Consider the following 17,113-nt stretch of genomic DNA (forward strand, 5'->3'; position numbering starts at 1 on the left):
TTTCCCATGGCAGGTTTGATCGGCAGCTTCAAGGTCGGCCCCGTCGCCATCACCGGCGGAACCCCCCAGACCCTCTTGCAGATCGTCGCCCCGGCGAATCAGCGGCTGAAGGTGATCGGGTACGAGATCTCGTTCGACGGCACGAACAGCGCCAACACCCCGTGCGCCGTGCAGATCGTCCGGCAGACCACGGCCGGCACGGCGACCAACACGGCCGTCGCCCCGACCAAGATCAACGAGCCGGGCGGCGTGTCCGAGACGCTGCAGGCCAGCTCGCAGAACACGTACACGGTGGAGCCCACCGCCGGCGACCTCCTCGAGTCGTACACCGTCCCCGTGTTCGGCGGGCTGTACGCGTACAGCTTCCCCCCGGGCCAGGAGATCATGATCCCCGGCGGCACCCGGCTCGGCTTCAAGGTGAGCTGCCCGCAGGGCGTGAACGCTTACCTGACCGCCAAGTACGAGGAGTAATCGGCGGGCGGCGTTGGCGAAAGCGGCGCGAAATATACACGGTTCTATACAGGCCCTCCCGCCGTGAATATCCAGGTCATCAACCGGAAGCGACGGATCCAGATCGCGTCGACCCAGGTCGTCGTGGTCGTCTCCGCGACGGTGCCTTACCAGACGCCCGTCGTCTGCGAGGCACCGATCCGCGTCCTCGGTGCGCGCTGGCCCCGGCCCGTCGCCACCAGGACGCCGCTGCCGACGTCGGCGACCAACATGCGCTGCCCGCGTCCCGTCGTCAGCCCTCCGCCCCGGAGGCCCCGGCCCACGCCGCAGGCCTCCGCCATCCAGACGCCGACGGCGACCGGCCGGCCCTCCCGGATCGTGGTCCACACGCCGCCGATCCGGAAGCGGCTCGTCGTCAAGCCGGTCGTCACCCACCGCGCGATCTACCGCCCGCCGCCGATCCCCAAGGTCTACGTCGTCGGCACCGCGCCGATCCAGGGCGGAGGCCGGCAAGGCAGGCCGCTCGGCCGGCCGGCGGTCGTGCTGCGGACCCCGACCCAGATCATGCCGATCGTCCCGCCGAAGCCCCGCCACGCCGCGCTCACGCTGCGGCCCCGGGCCGGCCGGCCGGCGATCGTGCTGCGGACCCCCGGCCAGCTCGGGGCCCCCGCGAAACCGAACAGCCCCGTCATCGGGCGGCGTCAGCCGTCGAGGCCGCAGGCCCGGCCCGCCGTCGTCGTGAGGCCCCCCACGCTCCGCCCCGCGGGCCCGCGGGCCCCGGTCGTGTCCCAGGCGGTCCGGCAGCGGACGCCCGCCAGGAAGGCAACCAGGGCCCTCCATTCGCCCGTCTCTCAGTTCCCCAAGATCTTCCAGCCGGTGGTTTGTCGCTACGCGACCAGACGACGCAACCCGCCGGCGGCGATCGTCGGCATGAGCCGGGCCCAGCCCACGGCATTGCCTCCGAGGCCGATCATCGTCAGGCCCGCGGCCCGACGCCCGATCCCCCCCCGGTCGACCTGCCTTCGGACGCCGGCCCAGCTCCGGGCGATCACGCCGACGTTGCCGATCGTCCCCCCCAGGCCCGCAGCTCGCCGGCTGCCGCCGAAGCCGTCGATCCTGTCGTCGACCGGGTCGCTCCCGATCACCCGGCCGATCCCGACGGTCTTCCGCCCCGTGCAACCGAGACGCCTGCCCCCGCCGGCCCGGGTCGTGAAGGCCCCGTTCGTCCGGCCCTCGCGCGTGCAGCCCCCGATCGTGGCGGCGTGGCCACCCCGGGCGAAGCGGCCCCCGGTCCCGCCGGCGATCGTCCGCATGACGAGGCCCGCGGCGATCCGGCATCGGCCCCCGATCGTGGTCGCAGCCCCCAGGCTCCGCAGGCCTGCGACGATCCAGCTCGCGATCCGCCCCCAGATCAAGTCGGCGATCGTCACGACCCAGCCGCCCCGGCCGATCGTGGTCCGCCCCCCGCTCCGCAGGCTCCCGCCGGCCGCGAGATGGCACCTGGTGCGGACCCCCTGGACCGCCGCCGGCCTCCCGCCCGACATGCCCGCCGCCGCCATGCGATGGCTGCGGAACTACCCGGGCGTCGCGGCGGCGTTCGGCGACGACCCCGGCTCGCCGGCGACGACCAAGTTCCAGGCCGACCAGGCGGAGGGCCTGCCCGGGCTCCCCTACGCGGTCTACGAGGAGATCGCCGAAGACCTCGAGCGCGAGGGCGAGGACGCCGACGGCTCCTCCGTCTCGTACGGCGACGGCATGTTCCAGATCAGGATCGTCGCCGCCGGGAAGCGACAGGCCCGGGACCTCGGGCGGCTCGTGGCCAAGACCCTGAAGGATGCGCCGCTCACGTTCCAGGACGGCGTGCTCGAGTACCTCCGGCTCGGGAACCACTACTGGGATGACGAGGACGCCGGCGACATCGGGCCCGGCTCCGCGACCCAATATGAATACGTGCTTGAGTTCAAGTATATCGTCGTTCGCGTAGATTATTGAAAGGAGCGGACATGGCAAACCCCAACGGCAAGCTCACCGGCAAGGCGAGTTTCTTCATCCTCGCCGGCGACCGCGTCTATCTGACGAAGTACAGCCCCAGCGTCGACAAGACGCTCGCCGACACCACCGACGGCGCGGATTACGACCCGGCGTCGAGGCTCATCCACGCCACGCAGCAGGCGGTCAAGGTCGCCCAGACGCTGGACGTGGAGGGCGTCTTCGACGTCAACCGAGTCCCGCAGAAGGTCATAGCGCTGCTCTATTCCAACGTCGACGCGGTCCCCGTCCAGCTCGGCCTGGATGCGGGAATCCTGTTCGGCAGCGGCCTCTTCGACATCGAGAACTTCTCGTGCGACGTCCCCATCGACGACAAGGTCACCTGGAAGGCCTCGTTCAAATCCAACGGCATCTTCACCCCCGGCGGCACCCTCTAAGCCATGAACGACCTATCGAGCCTCACGGGCCAGGCCAAGCGCCTCACGGTCGGGGGGGAGGTCTTCGACCTCCACCCCCTGACGATCGACGACTTCGGCAAGCTGCAGGAGTGGGTCGACCGGCAGTACCCCGACCCGTTCGACCTGGTGAACAAGCAGATCTCCGCCGGCCGCGTCACCCTCGACGACGACGGGAAGGAGAAGCGCGAAGAGTACAACGTGACCCAGCAGCAGTTCCTGTTCAGGATCGCGATGGAGCAATCCTCGAACTGCAAGCACCTGATCGGCCGGCCCGACGCGGACGCGCTGCTGAGCACGCTCGAGGGGGTCAAGCAGCTCCTGCTCCTGAGCATCCGGAAGTCCCGCCCGGACTTCACGGACGAGGACGCCGACCGCCTCTATCGCAGGATGACCATCGGCGACGTGGCCCGGGTCTATCAGGCGACGAATGCCGACATGGTCATGGGCAGCGAACGCCCAAAAGCCCCGACGCCGAGTGGGAAACAGGACCGTCCGAAGCGAAGCCGAAAGACCAATGGGACTGGTGGGCGTTCATCCACTCGGCGTTGAAGCACAAGGAATGGGCCCCCGCCCAAGTCTTCTCCCTCACCATCCCGCAGATCCTCTGCCTCATCTCCGAGAAGCCCCCCGGGCGGCGCACCCTCGCCAACGTCGAGGAGTACCGGCGCATGCTCGAGGAGCGCGAACGCGCCGTCGCGGCGTGGCTGGAGTAGACCGTGGCCTTCAAACTCGCCGAACTCTTCGTCGACATCACGGGCAGGGACAAGCCCCTGCAGGGCACGCTGGGACGCGTGAAGAACGGGCTGCTCGGCATCGGCGGCATGGCCGCCGGCGCGACGCTCGGGCTCGGCGGCGTCACGGTGGCGCTGGCCGGGGTCGCCGCCGGCACCACCGCCGCCGTGAAGATGGGGGCGGACCTGGAGAAGCAGTACTCCGCGATCCGCAAGACGACCGGCCTGGCCGGCGAGGACTTCGAACGCCTCAAGCGCGGGCTGCAGTCCATCGGCACGACGATGGCCGGCGTGTCCAACGAGGAGATCAACGAAATCGCCGGCATGGCGGGCCGGCTCGGCATCCAGGGCGTCGAGGGGATCCTCGCCTACACCAAGGCGATCGCGCAAATCAAGATCGCCCTGGATGACATCCCGGCGGAGGAGGCGGCGACCTCGATCGCCCGCATTCTGAACCAATTCAAGCTGGGCCCGGAGTACGCGTTATCATTCGCCAGCGCCTTGAACAAGCTGGACGACAGCAGCACGGCCACGGGCCGCGACATCCTGGATGTGTCGAATCGGCTCGCGGGCACGGCGGCGACCCTGGGCCTCTCGCCGCAGAAACTCCTCGCGCTATCGTCCGCCGCCAAGGACGCGGGCCTCGAGAACGAGGTCGCCGGTTCGACGTTCAGCCAGATCTTCGGGAAGATGGCGTCCGAGGTCGATAAGTTCGCCAAGGTCGCCGGCGTGAGCACGAAGCAGTTCGCCGACGCCGTCAGGTCCGACCCCATCGAAGCCCTGAAGCTGCTGCTCAAGGGCGTCAACAGCCTGGAAAAGCTGGAGAAGTTCAAGGCCCTGAGTGGCCTGAAGATGGACGGCGTGAAAGCCTCCGGGGCGATCCTCCAGCTCAATCAGGTGGCCGAGAAACTGGACGAGGCGATCAAGACTTCCAACGACGAATGGAAGTCCCAGGCGTCCATCCAGAAAGAAGTGGAGATCCAGGGGCAGAACACGTGGGCCCAGCTCCAACTGCTCTGGAATCAGGTCCAGCTCACCGGGGCGGCGATCGGCGATTACCTCCTGCCCGTGGTCAAGGCCCTGTCCGGCGTCTTCGGCGAGGTGGCGCAGTCGATCCGCGGCACCGTCGAATCCGCGCGGGGCACCGTCGGCCCGTGGGTCCAGTGGATGGTCGACGTGATCGACGTCCTCTCTGTCACCTTCCGGAACTGGTCCGACATCGTCGCGCTCACGGTGCTCGATGTTGCCCAGTCGATCGACGGCGTGCAGAGCTACATGGGCCAGTTCGCGTCGTGGCTCAGCGGGCAGTTCGTGAACATATTCCTCGACTCGATCCAGTACATCGGGCTCGCCTTCTCGCAGCAGTTCCTCGACATCGGGAACATGGTGCTCAAGTTCTGGGAGGCGATCGGCATGGAGGTGCCCGAGTCGATGAAGGGCATCGCCGACGCGGTGAAGGTGAACCTGTTCGAGAAGGTCGGGTTCCGCACCGAGGGGTTCGAGTTCAAGGAGGACGAAGGCAAAGCGGCGGGATACGCCGCCGAGCGCCAGGCGATCATGGACCGCATGGCCGGCCGCGAGCAGAAGCGGCTGGACGACAAGGCCGCGCTCGCCGCCGACATGGCGAAGAAGCAGGAGCTGAAAGACCCCGAGAAGGCCAAGGAAGGGACGGGCGAGGCCCCCGACCTGGGTAAGAAGAAGAAGGGCAAGCAGGAGCAGGCCAAGCATCAGGACTTGGATTCTTACGTCAAAAACATCCAAGAGAGTTTCTTCGAGAAGAAGGACGACAAGCTGCTCAAGGTCAACCAGGAGCAGCTCAAGACCCAGAAGCAGCTGCTCGACGCCCAGAAGAACGCGAAACCCAACGCGGCCGTCGCCGCAGGACCGGCGTGATGTCGAACGGGTATTACTTCTACCTCAACGGCGTGGCCTGCTCGTACGACCTCACGAGCGCCGACGGGAGCGAGGCGTACGGCGAATCCGTGTCGCTGGAGTCGGGCGTGTCGGCGGAGGTCATCATCAAGTGCCCGTGGGCCTCCCGCTTCAAGCTGATACGCGGGCTCATGGGGGGCGTCACCCTGAACGGCACGTACATGACGTTCCTCAAGCCGGCGATGCTGCCGGACTACCCCAAGGCCCTCTGCACGGGGATCGGCGGGATCAAGGGGTTGCTGCCGGCCACCCGGCGCGACGGCTGGCCGACGTACAAGTTCGCCCTCGTCACGGCCCAGTTCACCGTTCCCCCCTGGATCCAGGACGAGTCGTACCCGCCCTTCACGACGCTCAACATCACGACGGCCCCGGAGGTGTTCACGCCGCCCGGGGGGGCCTTCTACATGCCCGCCCTCAGCGGCGCGCCGGTGGCGGAGAACTCGCTGGGGATCATCCGGGCCCACTCGGAGGTGACGATCACCAGGGAGTTCATCCCCTATCCCCCGGTCGCCGCCTGCATGAAGCTCGCGGGCACCATCAACTCCGACGACATCACCATCAGCGACAGGACGTTCCCGCGCGGCTGCCTGATGTTCGTCGGCATGGGCGAGGCGACCCCGATGGCCGACCCCATGACGGGCTATCAGGCGTACAAGGTCTCTTACAAGTTCATGGGCAACGACGACACCGAGTTCAACAAGTTCCTGGGACGCGACGGGGAATACCACACGGTCAACAGCCAGAAGGACGGATCGGGCCGGGCCCCGTTCGAATACGCGAGCCACAGCTGGTTCTTCGGCAATGACCTCGCGTCCCCCTGACGAACCGAGGTGAGGCATGCTGGGCGGCGGCAAGGATCTCGGGAGGCAGCGGCCGGGCCATGTGATCCGGGCCCGGACCATCAACCGGCCGAACGAGCAGATCGAGCGCCTGACGCGGCGGACGGTCGGCCCCGGCCTGGCCGGCGGCACGGCGGCGGGCGTCCCCTTCGAATACGCGACGACCAGGCTCGGCTTCCACGCGAAGCTCACGGGCGGGGGACGCTACGGCAAGTACGACTGGCAGGCCGTCTACATGGACAAGGATGACCCGACCCAGTACCTGGACATCGAAGGCTGGTCGGGCACGGCGGACGCCGACCCGGCGATCGAGCAGAACTTCGGCGACAAGCTGCCGACGGACGGGACGACGGTCGTCTGGCTCGAGCGGGATTACTACTCGGGCTTCCTGATCTTCCAGACGGACAACTGCGGATGAAGCCAATCGACGTCGGTAGGCAGCGGCCGGGCCGGGCGATCCAGACCCGGCTCCTCAACGATCGGGCCCGCGCGGCGGAGCTGCTCTCCCGGGGGCAGACGCTCGACGCGTTCGGCCCGTCGATGGACTCGCGGGCCCTCCGCGAGCTGCCGTTCTACGCACGGCTCTCGAGCGACGAGGACGGGGGCGGCGTGCCCTACAGCTTCACCGAGGTGTACGCGCAGCCCGGCGAATCCAACCACGAGCCGATCACCTGGGCGGAGCTGCCGGGCGGGCGGACGGGCACCAAGGCGTACCCTCTCCGCCAGACGGCCGACATGAGCGGCCGGGTCGTGAAGCTCCGCAAGTCCGCCGACGACGACTCGTATTGGTTCGATTACAAGCGGCTCGGGAGGAAGACGCCGGAAGGCGGAGGCCCCTGCAGCGGATGCGGCACGGTCCCCAGCCAAATTGATGTGCTGCAGGCGGGCCGGCCCTGGCGGACGTTCACGTATCAGCGGACTCCGGCCGACCTGGACGGGAAGACGGTGTGCATCTACCAGGGCGTCCAGGACGTCGGACCGAATCCGGCCTACTTCAAGTTCGCCGACTTCGGTTGGTTCTCGGGGCCGACCCCCATCCGGGTGGGGGATGCGATCCGGCTGAACTACGATTACGCCTACGTGGCGCAGTGCCGGCTGATCATCGCCCTCAACGTCATCGTGGCACCGAGCGGCAATTACTTCGGCATCAACGATTGCCAGGTCGCGTTCCCGACCTCCTATTCGGTGTCCTCGTTCCTGTCCCAGCCATTCCCTCCCCCGCCGAAGGAAGACGGTCCCCCGCCCGATCCCGACGCGGACACCTGCGACCCCTTCGTCATCCGCCACTGGTTCATCCAGCTCCCGGGCGTCGGCGTGCTCGAGGAGCTTCCCCTGGGCTCGTACCTCGCGAGCGGGAGCGGCGAACGCATCACGCTCGATCAGTCCGGCAGCGCCGGGGGGTTGAAGCTGAGATGAGCCGTCCCCCCTTCTGCCCGGGCTGCCCGCACTACCCGACGTTCTGCGCGGGCATCGTCGCGCCCGCCCTTTGCAAGGCGAACTGCGGGGCCGAGCGCGTGAGCGACCCGGCCCCGAGCGAGGCGGAGAAGCTCCTGGTCGTCGCCGGCTGCGAGCACGCGAGGTTGCCCGGCTGCGGATGCGGCGGGATCGAGTGCGCGGGCGGGGCCCGCGACGGGCAGCGGGTCTCGATCAAGACATGCAAAGCATGCCCGTTGTTTTTGCGCAACATAGGTTGACGTGTAGCGGTCGTGCCGGTTAGGCTGTGTCCACTGACTCGCGAGTAGGCCCCCTCCCACGAAGGATTGTGGGAGGGGGTTTTTTCATGCGCTCTTCTTCTGCTTCTTCGGGAGCATCTCCCCCATCGTCTGGCGGGCGGTGTCCGTCATCGTCTCCCACCGCTCGTCGCCCTCGCGACACCAGTACACCGCGTTCTCCATGTCGCTCGCCTTGCACTCGCTGGCGAGGCGGGGCTTATTCCCCTCGAGCATCACCCAGAGGGGACGAGTCGAGGGGAGCGTCATGAGGCCACCTTGACGCCGGCGGCGATCGACTTCACGCGGCAGCGCAAGGCGTCCGCGTGGGTGGCGTGGTGGAAATGGCCGTCGACCCCGCAGAGCCAGGGCGGGGCCAGCTCCCCCTCGACGAACCTGAACCGCATGCCCGGCTCGCTTTCCGAGTCGGGCAAGGTTTCGCGCTGCGACCAGGTCGTCAGCTTCGGATAGGTACTCATGAGTTGGACTCCGGGAACTTTCCTTCGGCCGGGATTATCGCGTGGCTGCAGAAGTGATCGCGGCCGGGGCGGGCCACGGACCAAGACTGATCGCCGACGAGCGGCATTAGGAAGGCGTCTCTCGGCACGATCGCGCGGACCAGTTCCAGCCATTCGATGTGCAGGTCGATCGCGATTTTGTAATTCTTCGGCCCCTTCACCTTGACCAAGCAACGGCACCTCATGCAGCTCGCCACTCCCTCGAGCACGACGGCAACCCTGACGAGGATCTGATTTTCGAGAGGCGGGATCGGCTCGGGCTCGGCGATCTTCGCGAGTGCTTTCTGGATCTTCGGTCGCTTCTCGCTCATGACCTCCCCCTCGCCGGCGCGGCCGGTTCGTCGCGGTCGACGGTGCGGAATCGGAAGTTCGTGCCGTCCTTGACGCACTTGAAGACCGTGTCCCCCTGCTGGTGGGCCTCCCAGATCTTCGCGATCAGGCTAGCCAGGTCGGGATGGCCGTGGGACAGGCAGCGGTGACTCAGCTCGCGGAAGTGGCGGCCGAGTCGGTGTTCTTCGAGGCGATGCCGGTATACGGCCTGCACGCCGCGGATGAAGTGATAGATGTTGCGCATGCTGATCTCCGCCGGTTAGAACGCGAATGCCGCTTGGACGGTCGCCGGCCTGGCGGGCCTTTCGGCCTGGCGTTCGCCGGCCGGCGACTTGGACGTCAGCTCGAACTGGATCCCGTACCGCAGCTCGTCCGCGTCGGCGGGGATCAAGGCGGCATACGCCTTCATCCCCAGGCCGACGGTGATATGCTCCGGGTCCAGGCCCGACGCCCGGATCCAGTCCTCGGGCCCGCTCCGATCGGGCCAGCTCTCGATCTCGTCGAGGGCTATGGTCGATCTGACGCGCCGGCCCCCGCGCGCCAGGAAGCTCATGAAGCGGCCGGGGCTGAAGCTGAAGGCGACCCCCCACCGCTCGGCCGGGTCTGCCGGTGCCGTCGGCTCCTCGACTCGGCCGACGACCTGGTCGACGACAACGGGCGGCTCCGCGCGTTCGATCGCCGGCGAGGCGTCGACGAAACCGAACAGCCGCTCGCCCTTCTCGGCGAGGTGGTAGCAGCTCGTCGCGTCGAGGCCCCACGGGCTGAAGTGGGTCCGCAGGAATAGCCCGTCGTCCGTCAGCTTCGATCCGTGCGGGACCTTGAGCGTGAGGGGGTGCGACCCGTTGCGGACCATCGCGAACGCGCCGGTGTGCGACGTCCTCGACGCCCAGGTCGGGTGGAAGGAGTACTCCTTCCACCCGGCGATCTGGACGCCGCTCCGAAGCTGGACGATCGAGACGTGGGTGATGTGGACGACGATCGTCACTCGGAAACCCCCGCCTGCTCGGCCCACGCCTTCGCCTTGCGGAGCTTCCTCTGGCAATCCTCGAGCTCGGCGTTCGCGAACTCGACCGAGACCTCGAGCACGTCGATCAGCCACTTGATGGCCTCGACACGGGTGCGGAAGTAGGACGAGCGTTCCCCGAACTTGTGCTGGAAGTGCTCCCCGTCAAGAGTGACGATCATCAGGATGTGATCGTTGTGTTCGATGGCATCGACGGTATCGATCATCAGCGGGCTGAGCATCGCCCGGTGCCAGGTCGTCATCTCCCTCATGACGCAACCTCCGCCAGTTCGCCGGCGTCTTCGGTCTCGGGAGAGTCGTCGGGTTCGGACGGGCCCATCTCGACCCTGAACTGGGCCCGGCGATCGTCGTCGTCGAGGAGCCTCGCCAGCTCGCGATCGCCCTTCGCCTTCGATGCCTCAAGCTTCGAGGCCTTCTCCGCGTCGGTCAGCTTCCGGGCGGGTTGCTTGCTGGTGACAACTGTCAACTCCTGGGACTTGTGCCCCATGACGTATTCATGGCTCTTGTAATTCAGCACGATCCCGTACCATCCGGCCTCCGGGGTCGGATGCCTCTCCTTGCTCAGCGGGCCTCCCCATGTCATGCGGTGTTGGACGGGGACGAGCTTGAACGTCCTTCCCTTCTCCGATCGGGAGACCGACGTGACGGCATAGCGACGCAGGCCGACGTCGACGAACCCTGAGACGTGCGGGGGAGCGCCGTTCATGATCCGGATGAGCTTGCGTTCCATCGCGTCAGGGGTCACGAGCGACGGGATCGAGCTCGCTTCGTACGTGCCAGACTCCTGGCAGTTCGGGAGGAGATAAACATCGTCGGTCGGGGCGACCGGCGGGGCCGGCTCGTCATCGGGGGACGAACCGCCCTCCTGGCTCGTCTCCGGGGCGTCCGTCTCCGACCCGGACGATTTGTCATCCGACTCCGACGACGCGTCCTGTGGCGGTATAGGGCCTCCCGTGTGCAGGGCGTGGATGACCTTGGCCGCTGGGGAGCCCGGGGCGATCGCAGGGGCTTTGCTCCGCCTGCCTTTCTTGTCGGGCTTGCCGTTCGTCCGGGGCGTGCCGTCCGGCTTCTCGTACAGCGGGTAGCGGTCCCGGCCGGCGGCATCGTCGCGGCCGGCGACGATCTTTATCTCGCCGATCAGGATCTTCCCCCGGATCTTCCCGAGGTTAGCCAGGTCGGACGTCATGCCCGTTACCGTGGTATCGAGGCTCGCGTGATCGACGTAGGCGGCGACCCCCTGGACGCGGGCGATGAGCTTGGCCAGCTCGCCCGTGATCGACAGGACTTCATTGGCCAGACGCCGGGGCGTCATGAGCGCGGGTTCGCACGTATCGTCGGGAGGGATCCCCTCCCCTTTCGTCGGGCGCATGCTGGGTCTCTCCGGTGTCAGGCGGGGGGCCGTCGCAGGCGCAGCCCCCTCGCCCGTGGCGATTCGGATTCGACTGGACGAATTGACAGATGAACGAAAGGTCGATCAGTCGGCGGACCGATCAGGGTGGGGAGTGGCAAGCCGACGCGCGGTTGCGTCGACTCGTCGACTCATTCAACGGGAGGACGATGGGATGGAGCCTGCCAAGAAGACAGGTCGAAGGGGCCCCGAGCAGGAGGGCGTTCAGGAAGAACAGCCGACGGTTCAACCCGTCAACGATTCCATTGATAAGCCGGCGGAGAAGGTGACGAGGGGGCAGAAGGAAGCCAAGGTCAAGGTGACCTATAGCCTGCCCGTCTGGATGGTCAGCCTGATCGACGTCTGCGCCTCGGAGCTGCGTATGGAGTCGTGCGACCTCGTCGTCGCGCTGCTGGGTCCGAAGCTCAGGGGTTGCCGCCGCCCCACCGTCTCCGACGAGGTGCGGAGCGCCGTCGCTCAGAATGGTAGATCGGCAGCCTAGGCAAGCGTGATAAGAAATTCCGGCGAGAGTTTTCCGGTTGGCGAAACCTCGCACCCCTTCCCGCGAAATCGCGAGGGGGCCCCGACCGGGGGAGGGGAGTGGGAACCCCCACGAATCCCCTCCCCCGCACCCGGGGCGGTTGGCTACCTGGCGATGCGATAGTTGATCACGCTGGCCCGCTCGATCAGCGGCTCGGGCGAGTCGATCCGCAGGTAACGCTGCGTCGTCCGCGAATCCGTGTGCCGCATGAACCGCTGGACGGCCCAGAGCTCGATCTTGAAGTGCACCAGGGCGTGCGTCCCGAAAGTGTGACGCAGGCCGTGCATCGTCAGCTTCTCGATGCCCGCCTCCCTGGCCGCCGACTGCAGCTGGTCGAGCGCCTTGTTGCCCGCCTGCCCGTCGGTCCAAGGGCCCTTGCGGCGCACGCCCGGGAACAGCCATTTCGACTTCGAGCGCGGCATCCACTCGCGCAAGATCTCCCCGAGCAGCGGCGGGATGGGCACCCACTTCTCCGACTCGACCGTCTTGAAGCGGGCGTCCCGCACGACCAGGTCGAGCTTGGATTCGCCCAGCTTCACGTCCCGGATGTGGGCCCGGAGCGCCTCCTGTCGCCGCACGCCGGTCATCAGCAGCACGGCGTAGAGGGCGAAGAGCCGATGCCCCTCCCAGTCGATCGATCGCCGATACAGCAGGTCGAACAGCCGCTCCGCCTGCTCGACGGAGATGGGGACGTTGATCTTCGTCGGCTCCTCGCGGATCCGCATCCGCCGCCAGGCCGGCGCGCGGTCCAGGTAGCCCTGCTCGATGGCGTAGGTGCAGATCGTCTTGAGGTAGGCGATGTCCCCCCGGACCGTGTTCCGGGCCAGCCCCGCGCCCAGCCGCCGCTTGATGAACCTCGCCATGTTCGCCGTCGTCAGGTCCCGCGTCGACGAGGGCCTCGGGTGCCCGTCCTCCTCGGGCAACTCCCCGAGCAGCCTGAGCATCTGGCGCACCTTCGTGAGCGTCTTCTTGGCGTGATTCCCGGTGGAATAGATCGTCTCTAACTCTTCGTATAAATCCGCAAGATCGACAGGAGTCATGCAAATCAATCCGTTTACGTGCAGTGACGGGGAGATCAGGGATCCCGAGTGTAGGATCCGACGCCCCGCCACGATGCCGGAAAAACCCCGAAAAAAGTCTGCGGGCCGGCGCGAATCCGAGGGTCCGGGAAAGGCGGCAAACGAAGCAAATGCGGAAAACTAGATGAAATATGAAAGAATTTTGACCCTCGCTTCGCAATGCGAAGGTTGCCGGTTCGATCCCGGTCCGCTCCACTCTTTCGTAAGTCCTTGGAAGAACTGAGTTTGTCTGAATAAACCCTTCTTATCAAAGACAGCCGACTCTTTGACGCGGTTCCGACCATGAAGGACAGGCCTTGGCCTGTCCTTTTGCATTTCGAACGGGATATCATGAAGAAAGTGGTCCCGGCGGTCGCCGGAATTTTGGTGACTCCGAGTCTTGAGTCCCAGGTATCTTGGTCGGATTTTGTTGGCTGTGGCGAATTGGTGGATTGACGGCATCGCGGAAACCCCGCAGACGATACCCTTTGGTGGAGTGGAAGCGATTAGCCTTATGATGCGGCAAGGGCTGGCGACCACAGTTTCATTTGAAGGGTAGTCGCGGTTGGGATGACCGGAATCGCCCAACGGCATGCGCCCAATTGCGGTTTGCTCGGCCGATTCGCGGTCGCCCGTATCCCAAATTACTCGAGATCGCGACGGCCTTCGCAACCGATCGAGGCTCGTGGCCCAGTCCGCTCACGTCCATTCGATGCGATTGCGATAACATCCGCCTCACCCACCTCGTCGCCTTTCCCCGCGATGTGCGGTGACGACTTTCTACTCACCAGGTCCTTGGAATAGAACGCTCTCCCTGGCCTTCAACTCGGCCGGGACGGCCGCGGTCTGCAGCACCTCGACGTGAAATCTTAGATGGATCAGATGGAGCAGATCTTTGTGATGGCCGTCGCGAGAAGCGAATGACCCATGAGGTCGTAAGAGCGAGGGCCGAGGTACCAGTCTGTGAGGGGGAGTAGCCACACCAGTTTTTGGCCTGTCACGTCGGGATTGAAAAGGTTACAAAGCCGATCGGCGGATGCCTGGATATTGAGGTTACGGCTTCGAAGGATTTACCGATGTCTCGCATACGATTTGCGATTTTAGCCTCTCTAATCGCATTCTGCCCTGGATGCATCCTCTTCTCTGTCGAGCCATTGGCGACTCCTGGAAACTCCGCTGAAGATACCAGGCTCCTCGGAACGTGGGAAAAGATCAGTGGGAAATTTGCTGATAACGGTCGTTTTGTATATGATGTAGCTTTTGCCAACGAGGTATGGACTATTTCCAAGCAAGGTAAGGAGCCCGGCTCACCTCTCAACATAAAAACTGGTAGTAGCAGTAGTGCGAAGTTGGAGACCGCAAGGCTATCATTTATCGGTGATTGGCTCTATCTGGATTTCATGGTTGAAATCGAAGAGGGGGTTAAGAAACGTAAGCTCTACCTCTTCGCCCGTGCGGAATTCCATGGAAATTATGTGATCTTGCAGCATCTGGATTCTGAGAAACTGCAGAAGTTGTTGAAGGAGAAACCAAATGTCTTGAAAGGATACGATCAGCATGAGACTTCTGACGGAACGCTGAAATCAAGCACGAAAGATCTCCGAGAGTTCTTCCGCGAGTATGGTGATTCCGTTTTCATCCGAAGCGTGGTGCTAAAACGAGTCGTATACGGGTCGCCTCAACAACCATGAACTGTTGTAGTACTACATGGTTTTAGATTTTGATTAAATGATCTCGGGTTGCCTGGGAAAGCCGATCCCGTTGCAGGGATCCGGTTCGAGACGGCCGTGGATTAGTCTTCCGATAGGATTAGCTAGCATATCTCAAGAAGTTCCCGAGTGTTGCCGTTACGAATGCTTCTCATTCCATCCCTCAATTCAGCGGCGAGTGGTCTCCAGAAGCCCGAACCAACACTGAATGACACGGGCGGCGGTGGGTACCATCGTGGCGCTTGTGATTCTTGCGCAAGCACCCATTCCGCGATCAGGCCAATCTCATTCTCGGTCATTCGATCAGGACGCAGGCGCATTGCTAGAATTAGCAATGCCAGTGAGTAGAAGACCGGATCGTAGAGTTGGATGCACCTGGCGTCATCACCTTCCTCAAGAGAAGAGAGTTGCCACGTCAGGAAACGTGCGAGCGCCTCGCCCAACTCATTGCCGAGAACCTTGGCACTGACGAGACACTTTCCCAACGTGGACTTGTCATTAGAGTCAAGGAACCCGTGCTGCGGATCTGCGTGCATGCGAAGGAGTAGTGCGCACGCGAACAGTCGGGCTTGATGACCAGACTGTACTTTCCGTGAGAATGTATATGTCATGCTGCCAGGCTGAGCAGCCTGGCAGCGACGGCCTGAATCTCCTCCTCGGTGGCCCCCGGGCGTAGAACCGCGCGGATTTCCTCGCCCAGCAGCGCATGACGCCACGCCCGGCGGCTTATCCGCGTGGCTCGGGCGACGCGACGGGCTGTCCCACGGCGAGGCCGAGCGGTCTACCAACTCCCCATCCTCCCTCGACCACGCCCACGCCTCGGTCAGGGTGAACGTCCACAGGCAGATGTGGAACGACCCGACGTTCGCACGGATCAACCGCACCTGCTGTTGCCCGGCCCCGACGACCTGCTTGCAGTCGCGGAAGGCGATCTCCAGGCTGAAGCGATCGGCCACCATCCCCAGGATCTCCGCCACGCTCGCCCGCGTGTCGGTGCAGAAGTACGCCCTCCATCCCTTCGGCTCGTCCACCAGGACCACCCGGATCGCGCCCCCGGCCGGCCTCCAGGTCGCCGTGAACGTCTTGTAGCGCTTGACCACATCTTCCCCGTAGAGCTCGAACGTGCCGGTGGACCAGCCACGACGCTGGCCGGCCCGCTTGGCCAGGTCGATCGCATCCGGGCCGTAGGTCGGGGCCGGGCCGCGTCGGCCCGGCGGCTTCGGCCCGGGCAGGGTCCGCAGGGCCGCATCCCTGCGGAGCCGGCTCACGACCGTCATACCCAGGGACTTCGCCGGCTTGAGGAACCCCCTCTTGGCATAGGCTCCGTCGGCAACCACCCAGATCGGCAGGCCCAGCAGGTCGAGCCAGGACTGGGCCCATCGGAGCAGCTCGACGGCCATCTGCAGCTTGGTGCGGAACTCGGGCCGGTGCCGGGGGTCGATGGCCGGCAGGTCCGCCTTGCGGACGTAGAGTCGGGACAGCAGGGGCAGGGCCACGACGCCCCTGGCCGGGTGCGTCGCCAGGAGCCCGAGTACGACGAAGACGTGGCCGTAGACGTAGGGGGAGCCGGCCGGGCCGGGGTGGGGTTGTGATGGACGCCGGCCCCCTGGACGTGCGGGCCGTGCCGCTTCGTCGGGGTGTCATCCAGGGCGAGGACCAGCCGGGTGGACCCCCGGAGCAGCGGCCTGACCGCCGCGATGAGCAGGCGTGCGGCGATGCGATCGGCCTCCTTGCCGGCGGCGGCCGCGGCGGTGTAGCAGGAGCGGAACTCGTCGCCGAGGCCGGCGGCGCGGATCCAGGCGGTGACGGTGCGTCGGCCGCGGGCGAGGACGGCGCCGAGGAGCAGGAGCGCGAGCCTCGGTGCGGTCCGGCGATCGAGGACGTCGGCGAGCCATGCGAACCACTGGCAAGGGGCGGGCGTCGGATGCGAGGATGTCATGGGGGCCGGCTCCGCTCGGGGTGTCAGGCAGTGTGGTAACCGCCATCGTCCCGCCCGGGCCGGCCCCCGTCTACTCGCCACATCTCAACCCTACGCATACTTCAAGTCGCGGAAAGTACAGGACCAGAGTAACCGTGAGGGGCGTAAGCGTAAGGATCAGGCTTGCTAAAGGGGGTGTGATCGTCGGGCTCCGAATATCGAGTTAGCGTAAGGACCTCGAACAATTGACCGCTGACCTCGGCAGTAACAGATCCATTGTCGCGAATGATTCGAAGCTCCTGCATCGTTGACTTGGCTTTCATCCCATAGTCTGCCTCGGCGATAACCATGAGCACCGCATCGTCGGTTTGCTGACTCGCCCGACCGAGCACGAAGTCCCGCGAGGGAGGGAAGCAAGCAACAGAGGAGGGAGTCCAATCATGGCTCTATGTCCGAGGAGTTCCAGAGCCTGTGCCACCGGAATTCAAGAAGCGATGGCGGATACTTTGGAGTTAAAGAC

20 protein-coding genes and 1 pseudogene are annotated in these 17,113 nt (G+C 65.4%); 12 read left to right on the forward strand and 9 right to left on the reverse strand.

Going from position 1 to position 17,113, the window contains the following annotated elements:
* The first annotated feature begins 6 nt into the window (after positions 1-6).
* The 10 genes from ACOYYX_RS24195 to ACOYYX_RS24240 all read left to right on the forward strand — a co-directional run bounded on the left by ACOYYX_RS24195 (position 7) and on the right by ACOYYX_RS24240 (position 8,093).
* Entirely contained in the window at positions 7-471 is a 465-nt protein-coding gene (locus ACOYYX_RS24195) for a hypothetical protein (RefSeq protein WP_422924498.1), read from the forward strand.
* A gap of 63 nt (positions 472-534) precedes the next feature.
* Complete coding sequence (locus ACOYYX_RS24200; RefSeq protein ID WP_422924500.1) at positions 535-2,442, forward strand: hypothetical protein; 1,908 nt, start codon at positions 535-537, stop codon at positions 2,440-2,442.
* Positions 2,443-2,453: 11 nt separating this feature from the next.
* Positions 2,454-2,876 carry a hypothetical protein gene (locus ACOYYX_RS24205; RefSeq protein ID WP_422924502.1) on the forward strand — a complete coding sequence of 141 codons (423 nt, stop codon included), beginning with the start codon at positions 2,454-2,456 and terminating at the stop codon, positions 2,874-2,876.
* Positions 2,877-2,879: 3 nt separating this feature from the next.
* The gene (locus ACOYYX_RS24210) at positions 2,880-3,446 is read left to right on the forward strand and encodes a hypothetical protein (RefSeq protein WP_422924504.1); all 567 of its coding nucleotides are present in this window, start codon (positions 2,880-2,882) and stop codon (positions 3,444-3,446) included.
* Entirely contained in the window at positions 3,443-3,610 is a 168-nt protein-coding gene (locus ACOYYX_RS24215; RefSeq protein ID WP_422924505.1) for a hypothetical protein, read from the forward strand. The genes ACOYYX_RS24210 and ACOYYX_RS24215 overlap by 4 nt, the downstream gene beginning before the upstream one ends.
* A 3-nt stretch (positions 3,611-3,613) precedes the next feature.
* Positions 3,614-5,521: a phage tail tape measure protein gene (locus ACOYYX_RS24220; protein WP_422924507.1), complete on the forward strand. Its 1,908-nt coding sequence runs from the start codon at positions 3,614-3,616 to the stop codon at positions 5,519-5,521.
* Positions 5,521-6,381: a hypothetical protein gene (locus ACOYYX_RS24225; RefSeq protein WP_422924508.1), complete on the forward strand. Its 861-nt coding sequence runs from the start codon at positions 5,521-5,523 to the stop codon at positions 6,379-6,381. The genes ACOYYX_RS24220 and ACOYYX_RS24225 overlap by 1 nt, the downstream gene beginning before the upstream one ends.
* Before the next feature lie 16 nt (positions 6,382-6,397).
* Positions 6,398-6,817 carry a DUF3303 domain-containing protein gene (locus ACOYYX_RS24230; RefSeq protein WP_422924510.1) on the forward strand — a complete coding sequence of 140 codons (420 nt, stop codon included), beginning with the start codon at positions 6,398-6,400 and terminating at the stop codon, positions 6,815-6,817.
* Complete coding sequence (locus tag ACOYYX_RS24235; protein WP_422924512.1) at positions 6,814-7,815, forward strand: hypothetical protein; 1,002 nt, start codon at positions 6,814-6,816, stop codon at positions 7,813-7,815. Before ACOYYX_RS24230 ends, ACOYYX_RS24235 begins: the two co-directional genes overlap by 4 nt.
* A complete protein-coding gene (locus ACOYYX_RS24240) occupies positions 7,812-8,093 on the forward strand; it encodes a hypothetical protein (RefSeq protein ID WP_422924514.1) in 282 nt (93 codons plus the stop codon). Before ACOYYX_RS24235 ends, ACOYYX_RS24240 begins: the two co-directional genes overlap by 4 nt.
* Positions 8,094-8,177: 84 nt before the next feature.
* Here the strand turns inward: ACOYYX_RS24240 and ACOYYX_RS24245 are convergent, their stop codons facing one another.
* The 7 genes from ACOYYX_RS24245 to ACOYYX_RS24275 are packed head-to-tail and all read right to left on the reverse strand — an operon-like array spanning position 8,178 to position 11,349.
* Positions 8,178-8,378 carry a hypothetical protein gene (locus tag ACOYYX_RS24245; RefSeq protein WP_422924516.1) on the reverse strand — a complete coding sequence of 67 codons (201 nt, stop codon included), beginning with the start codon at positions 8,376-8,378 and terminating at the stop codon, positions 8,178-8,180.
* The gene (locus ACOYYX_RS24250; protein WP_422924518.1) at positions 8,375-8,587 is read right to left on the reverse strand and encodes a hypothetical protein; all 213 of its coding nucleotides are present in this window, start codon (positions 8,585-8,587) and stop codon (positions 8,375-8,377) included. The genes ACOYYX_RS24245 and ACOYYX_RS24250 overlap by 4 nt, the downstream gene beginning before the upstream one ends.
* Positions 8,584-8,937 carry a hypothetical protein gene (locus ACOYYX_RS24255; RefSeq protein WP_422924520.1) on the reverse strand — a complete coding sequence of 118 codons (354 nt, stop codon included), beginning with the start codon at positions 8,935-8,937 and terminating at the stop codon, positions 8,584-8,586. The genes ACOYYX_RS24250 and ACOYYX_RS24255 overlap by 4 nt, the downstream gene beginning before the upstream one ends.
* The gene (locus ACOYYX_RS24260; RefSeq protein ID WP_422924521.1) at positions 8,934-9,200 is read right to left on the reverse strand and encodes a hypothetical protein; all 267 of its coding nucleotides are present in this window, start codon (positions 9,198-9,200) and stop codon (positions 8,934-8,936) included. The genes ACOYYX_RS24255 and ACOYYX_RS24260 overlap by 4 nt, the downstream gene beginning before the upstream one ends.
* A 15-nt stretch (positions 9,201-9,215) precedes the next feature.
* Complete coding sequence (locus ACOYYX_RS24265; protein ID WP_422924522.1) at positions 9,216-9,941, reverse strand: hypothetical protein; 726 nt, start codon at positions 9,939-9,941, stop codon at positions 9,216-9,218.
* Positions 9,938-10,231 (reverse strand): hypothetical protein, encoded by a 294-nt coding sequence (locus tag ACOYYX_RS24270; RefSeq protein ID WP_422924524.1) that lies wholly within the window; start codon positions 10,229-10,231, stop codon positions 9,938-9,940. The genes ACOYYX_RS24265 and ACOYYX_RS24270 overlap by 4 nt, the downstream gene beginning before the upstream one ends.
* Positions 10,228-11,349 carry a hypothetical protein gene (locus ACOYYX_RS24275; protein ID WP_422924526.1) on the reverse strand — a complete coding sequence of 374 codons (1,122 nt, stop codon included), beginning with the start codon at positions 11,347-11,349 and terminating at the stop codon, positions 10,228-10,230. The genes ACOYYX_RS24270 and ACOYYX_RS24275 overlap by 4 nt, the downstream gene beginning before the upstream one ends.
* Positions 11,350-11,542: 193 nt before the next feature.
* Between ACOYYX_RS24275 and ACOYYX_RS24280 the strand changes: the two genes are divergently transcribed.
* On the forward strand, positions 11,543-11,869 hold the full coding sequence (locus ACOYYX_RS24280) for a hypothetical protein (protein WP_422924528.1): 327 nt from the start codon (positions 11,543-11,545) through the stop codon (positions 11,867-11,869).
* A gap of 143 nt (positions 11,870-12,012) precedes the next feature.
* On the opposite strand, the gene ACOYYX_RS24285 is transcribed toward ACOYYX_RS24280, so the two are convergent.
* A complete protein-coding gene (locus ACOYYX_RS24285) occupies positions 12,013-12,948 on the reverse strand; it encodes a tyrosine-type recombinase/integrase (RefSeq protein ID WP_422924530.1) in 936 nt (311 codons plus the stop codon).
* Between the two features lie 1,094 nt (positions 12,949-14,042).
* Between ACOYYX_RS24285 and ACOYYX_RS24290 the strand changes: the two genes are divergently transcribed.
* A complete protein-coding gene (locus ACOYYX_RS24290) occupies positions 14,043-14,657 on the forward strand; it encodes a hypothetical protein (RefSeq protein ID WP_422924532.1) in 615 nt (204 codons plus the stop codon).
* Between the two features lie 625 nt (positions 14,658-15,282).
* Here the strand turns inward: ACOYYX_RS24290 and ACOYYX_RS24295 are convergent.
* Positions 15,283-16,614, reverse strand: a pseudogene (locus ACOYYX_RS24295) (IS701 family transposase).
* Positions 16,615-17,113 lie beyond the last annotated feature (499 nt).

The organism is Singulisphaera chitinilytica (genome assembly GCF_049331405.1).
In the GTDB taxonomy this organism is placed as follows: Bacteria; Planctomycetota; Planctomycetia; order Isosphaerales; family Isosphaeraceae; genus PoT.

Excerpts from the sequence above, each read along its gene's own strand:
- ACOYYX_RS24195 (WP_422924498.1), top strand. The coding sequence starts at position 7 with ATGGCAGGTTTGATCGGCAGCTTCAAGGTCGGCCCCGTCGCCATCACC.
- ACOYYX_RS24230 (WP_422924510.1), top strand. The coding sequence starts at position 6,398 with ATGCTGGGCGGCGGCAAGGATCTCGGGAGGCAGCGGCCGGGCCATGTG.
- ACOYYX_RS24245 (WP_422924516.1), bottom strand. The coding sequence starts at position 8,378 with ATGACGCTCCCCTCGACTCGTCCCCTCTGGGTGATGCTCGAGGGGAAT.
- ACOYYX_RS24205 (WP_422924502.1), top strand. The coding sequence starts at position 2,454 with ATGGCAAACCCCAACGGCAAGCTCACCGGCAAGGCGAGTTTCTTCATC.
- ACOYYX_RS24250 (WP_422924518.1), bottom strand. The coding sequence starts at position 8,587 with ATGAGTACCTATCCGAAGCTGACGACCTGGTCGCAGCGCGAAACCTTG.
- ACOYYX_RS24280 (WP_422924528.1), top strand. The coding sequence starts at position 11,543 with ATGGAGCCTGCCAAGAAGACAGGTCGAAGGGGCCCCGAGCAGGAGGGC.
- ACOYYX_RS24210 (WP_422924504.1), top strand. The coding sequence starts at position 2,880 with ATGAACGACCTATCGAGCCTCACGGGCCAGGCCAAGCGCCTCACGGTC.
- ACOYYX_RS24275 (WP_422924526.1), bottom strand. The coding sequence starts at position 11,349 with ATGCGCCCGACGAAAGGGGAGGGGATCCCTCCCGACGATACGTGCGAA.
- ACOYYX_RS24225 (WP_422924508.1), top strand. The coding sequence starts at position 5,521 with ATGTCGAACGGGTATTACTTCTACCTCAACGGCGTGGCCTGCTCGTAC.
- ACOYYX_RS24260 (WP_422924521.1), bottom strand. The coding sequence starts at position 9,200 with ATGCGCAACATCTATCACTTCATCCGCGGCGTGCAGGCCGTATACCGG.
- ACOYYX_RS24240 (WP_422924514.1), top strand. The coding sequence starts at position 7,812 with ATGAGCCGTCCCCCCTTCTGCCCGGGCTGCCCGCACTACCCGACGTTC.
- ACOYYX_RS24290 (WP_422924532.1), top strand. The coding sequence starts at position 14,043 with ATGTCTCGCATACGATTTGCGATTTTAGCCTCTCTAATCGCATTCTGC.
- ACOYYX_RS24285 (WP_422924530.1), bottom strand. The coding sequence starts at position 12,948 with ATGACTCCTGTCGATCTTGCGGATTTATACGAAGAGTTAGAGACGATC.
- ACOYYX_RS24235 (WP_422924512.1), top strand. The coding sequence starts at position 6,814 with ATGAAGCCAATCGACGTCGGTAGGCAGCGGCCGGGCCGGGCGATCCAG.
- ACOYYX_RS24270 (WP_422924524.1), bottom strand. The coding sequence starts at position 10,231 with ATGAGGGAGATGACGACCTGGCACCGGGCGATGCTCAGCCCGCTGATG.
- ACOYYX_RS24255 (WP_422924520.1), bottom strand. The coding sequence starts at position 8,937 with ATGAGCGAGAAGCGACCGAAGATCCAGAAAGCACTCGCGAAGATCGCC.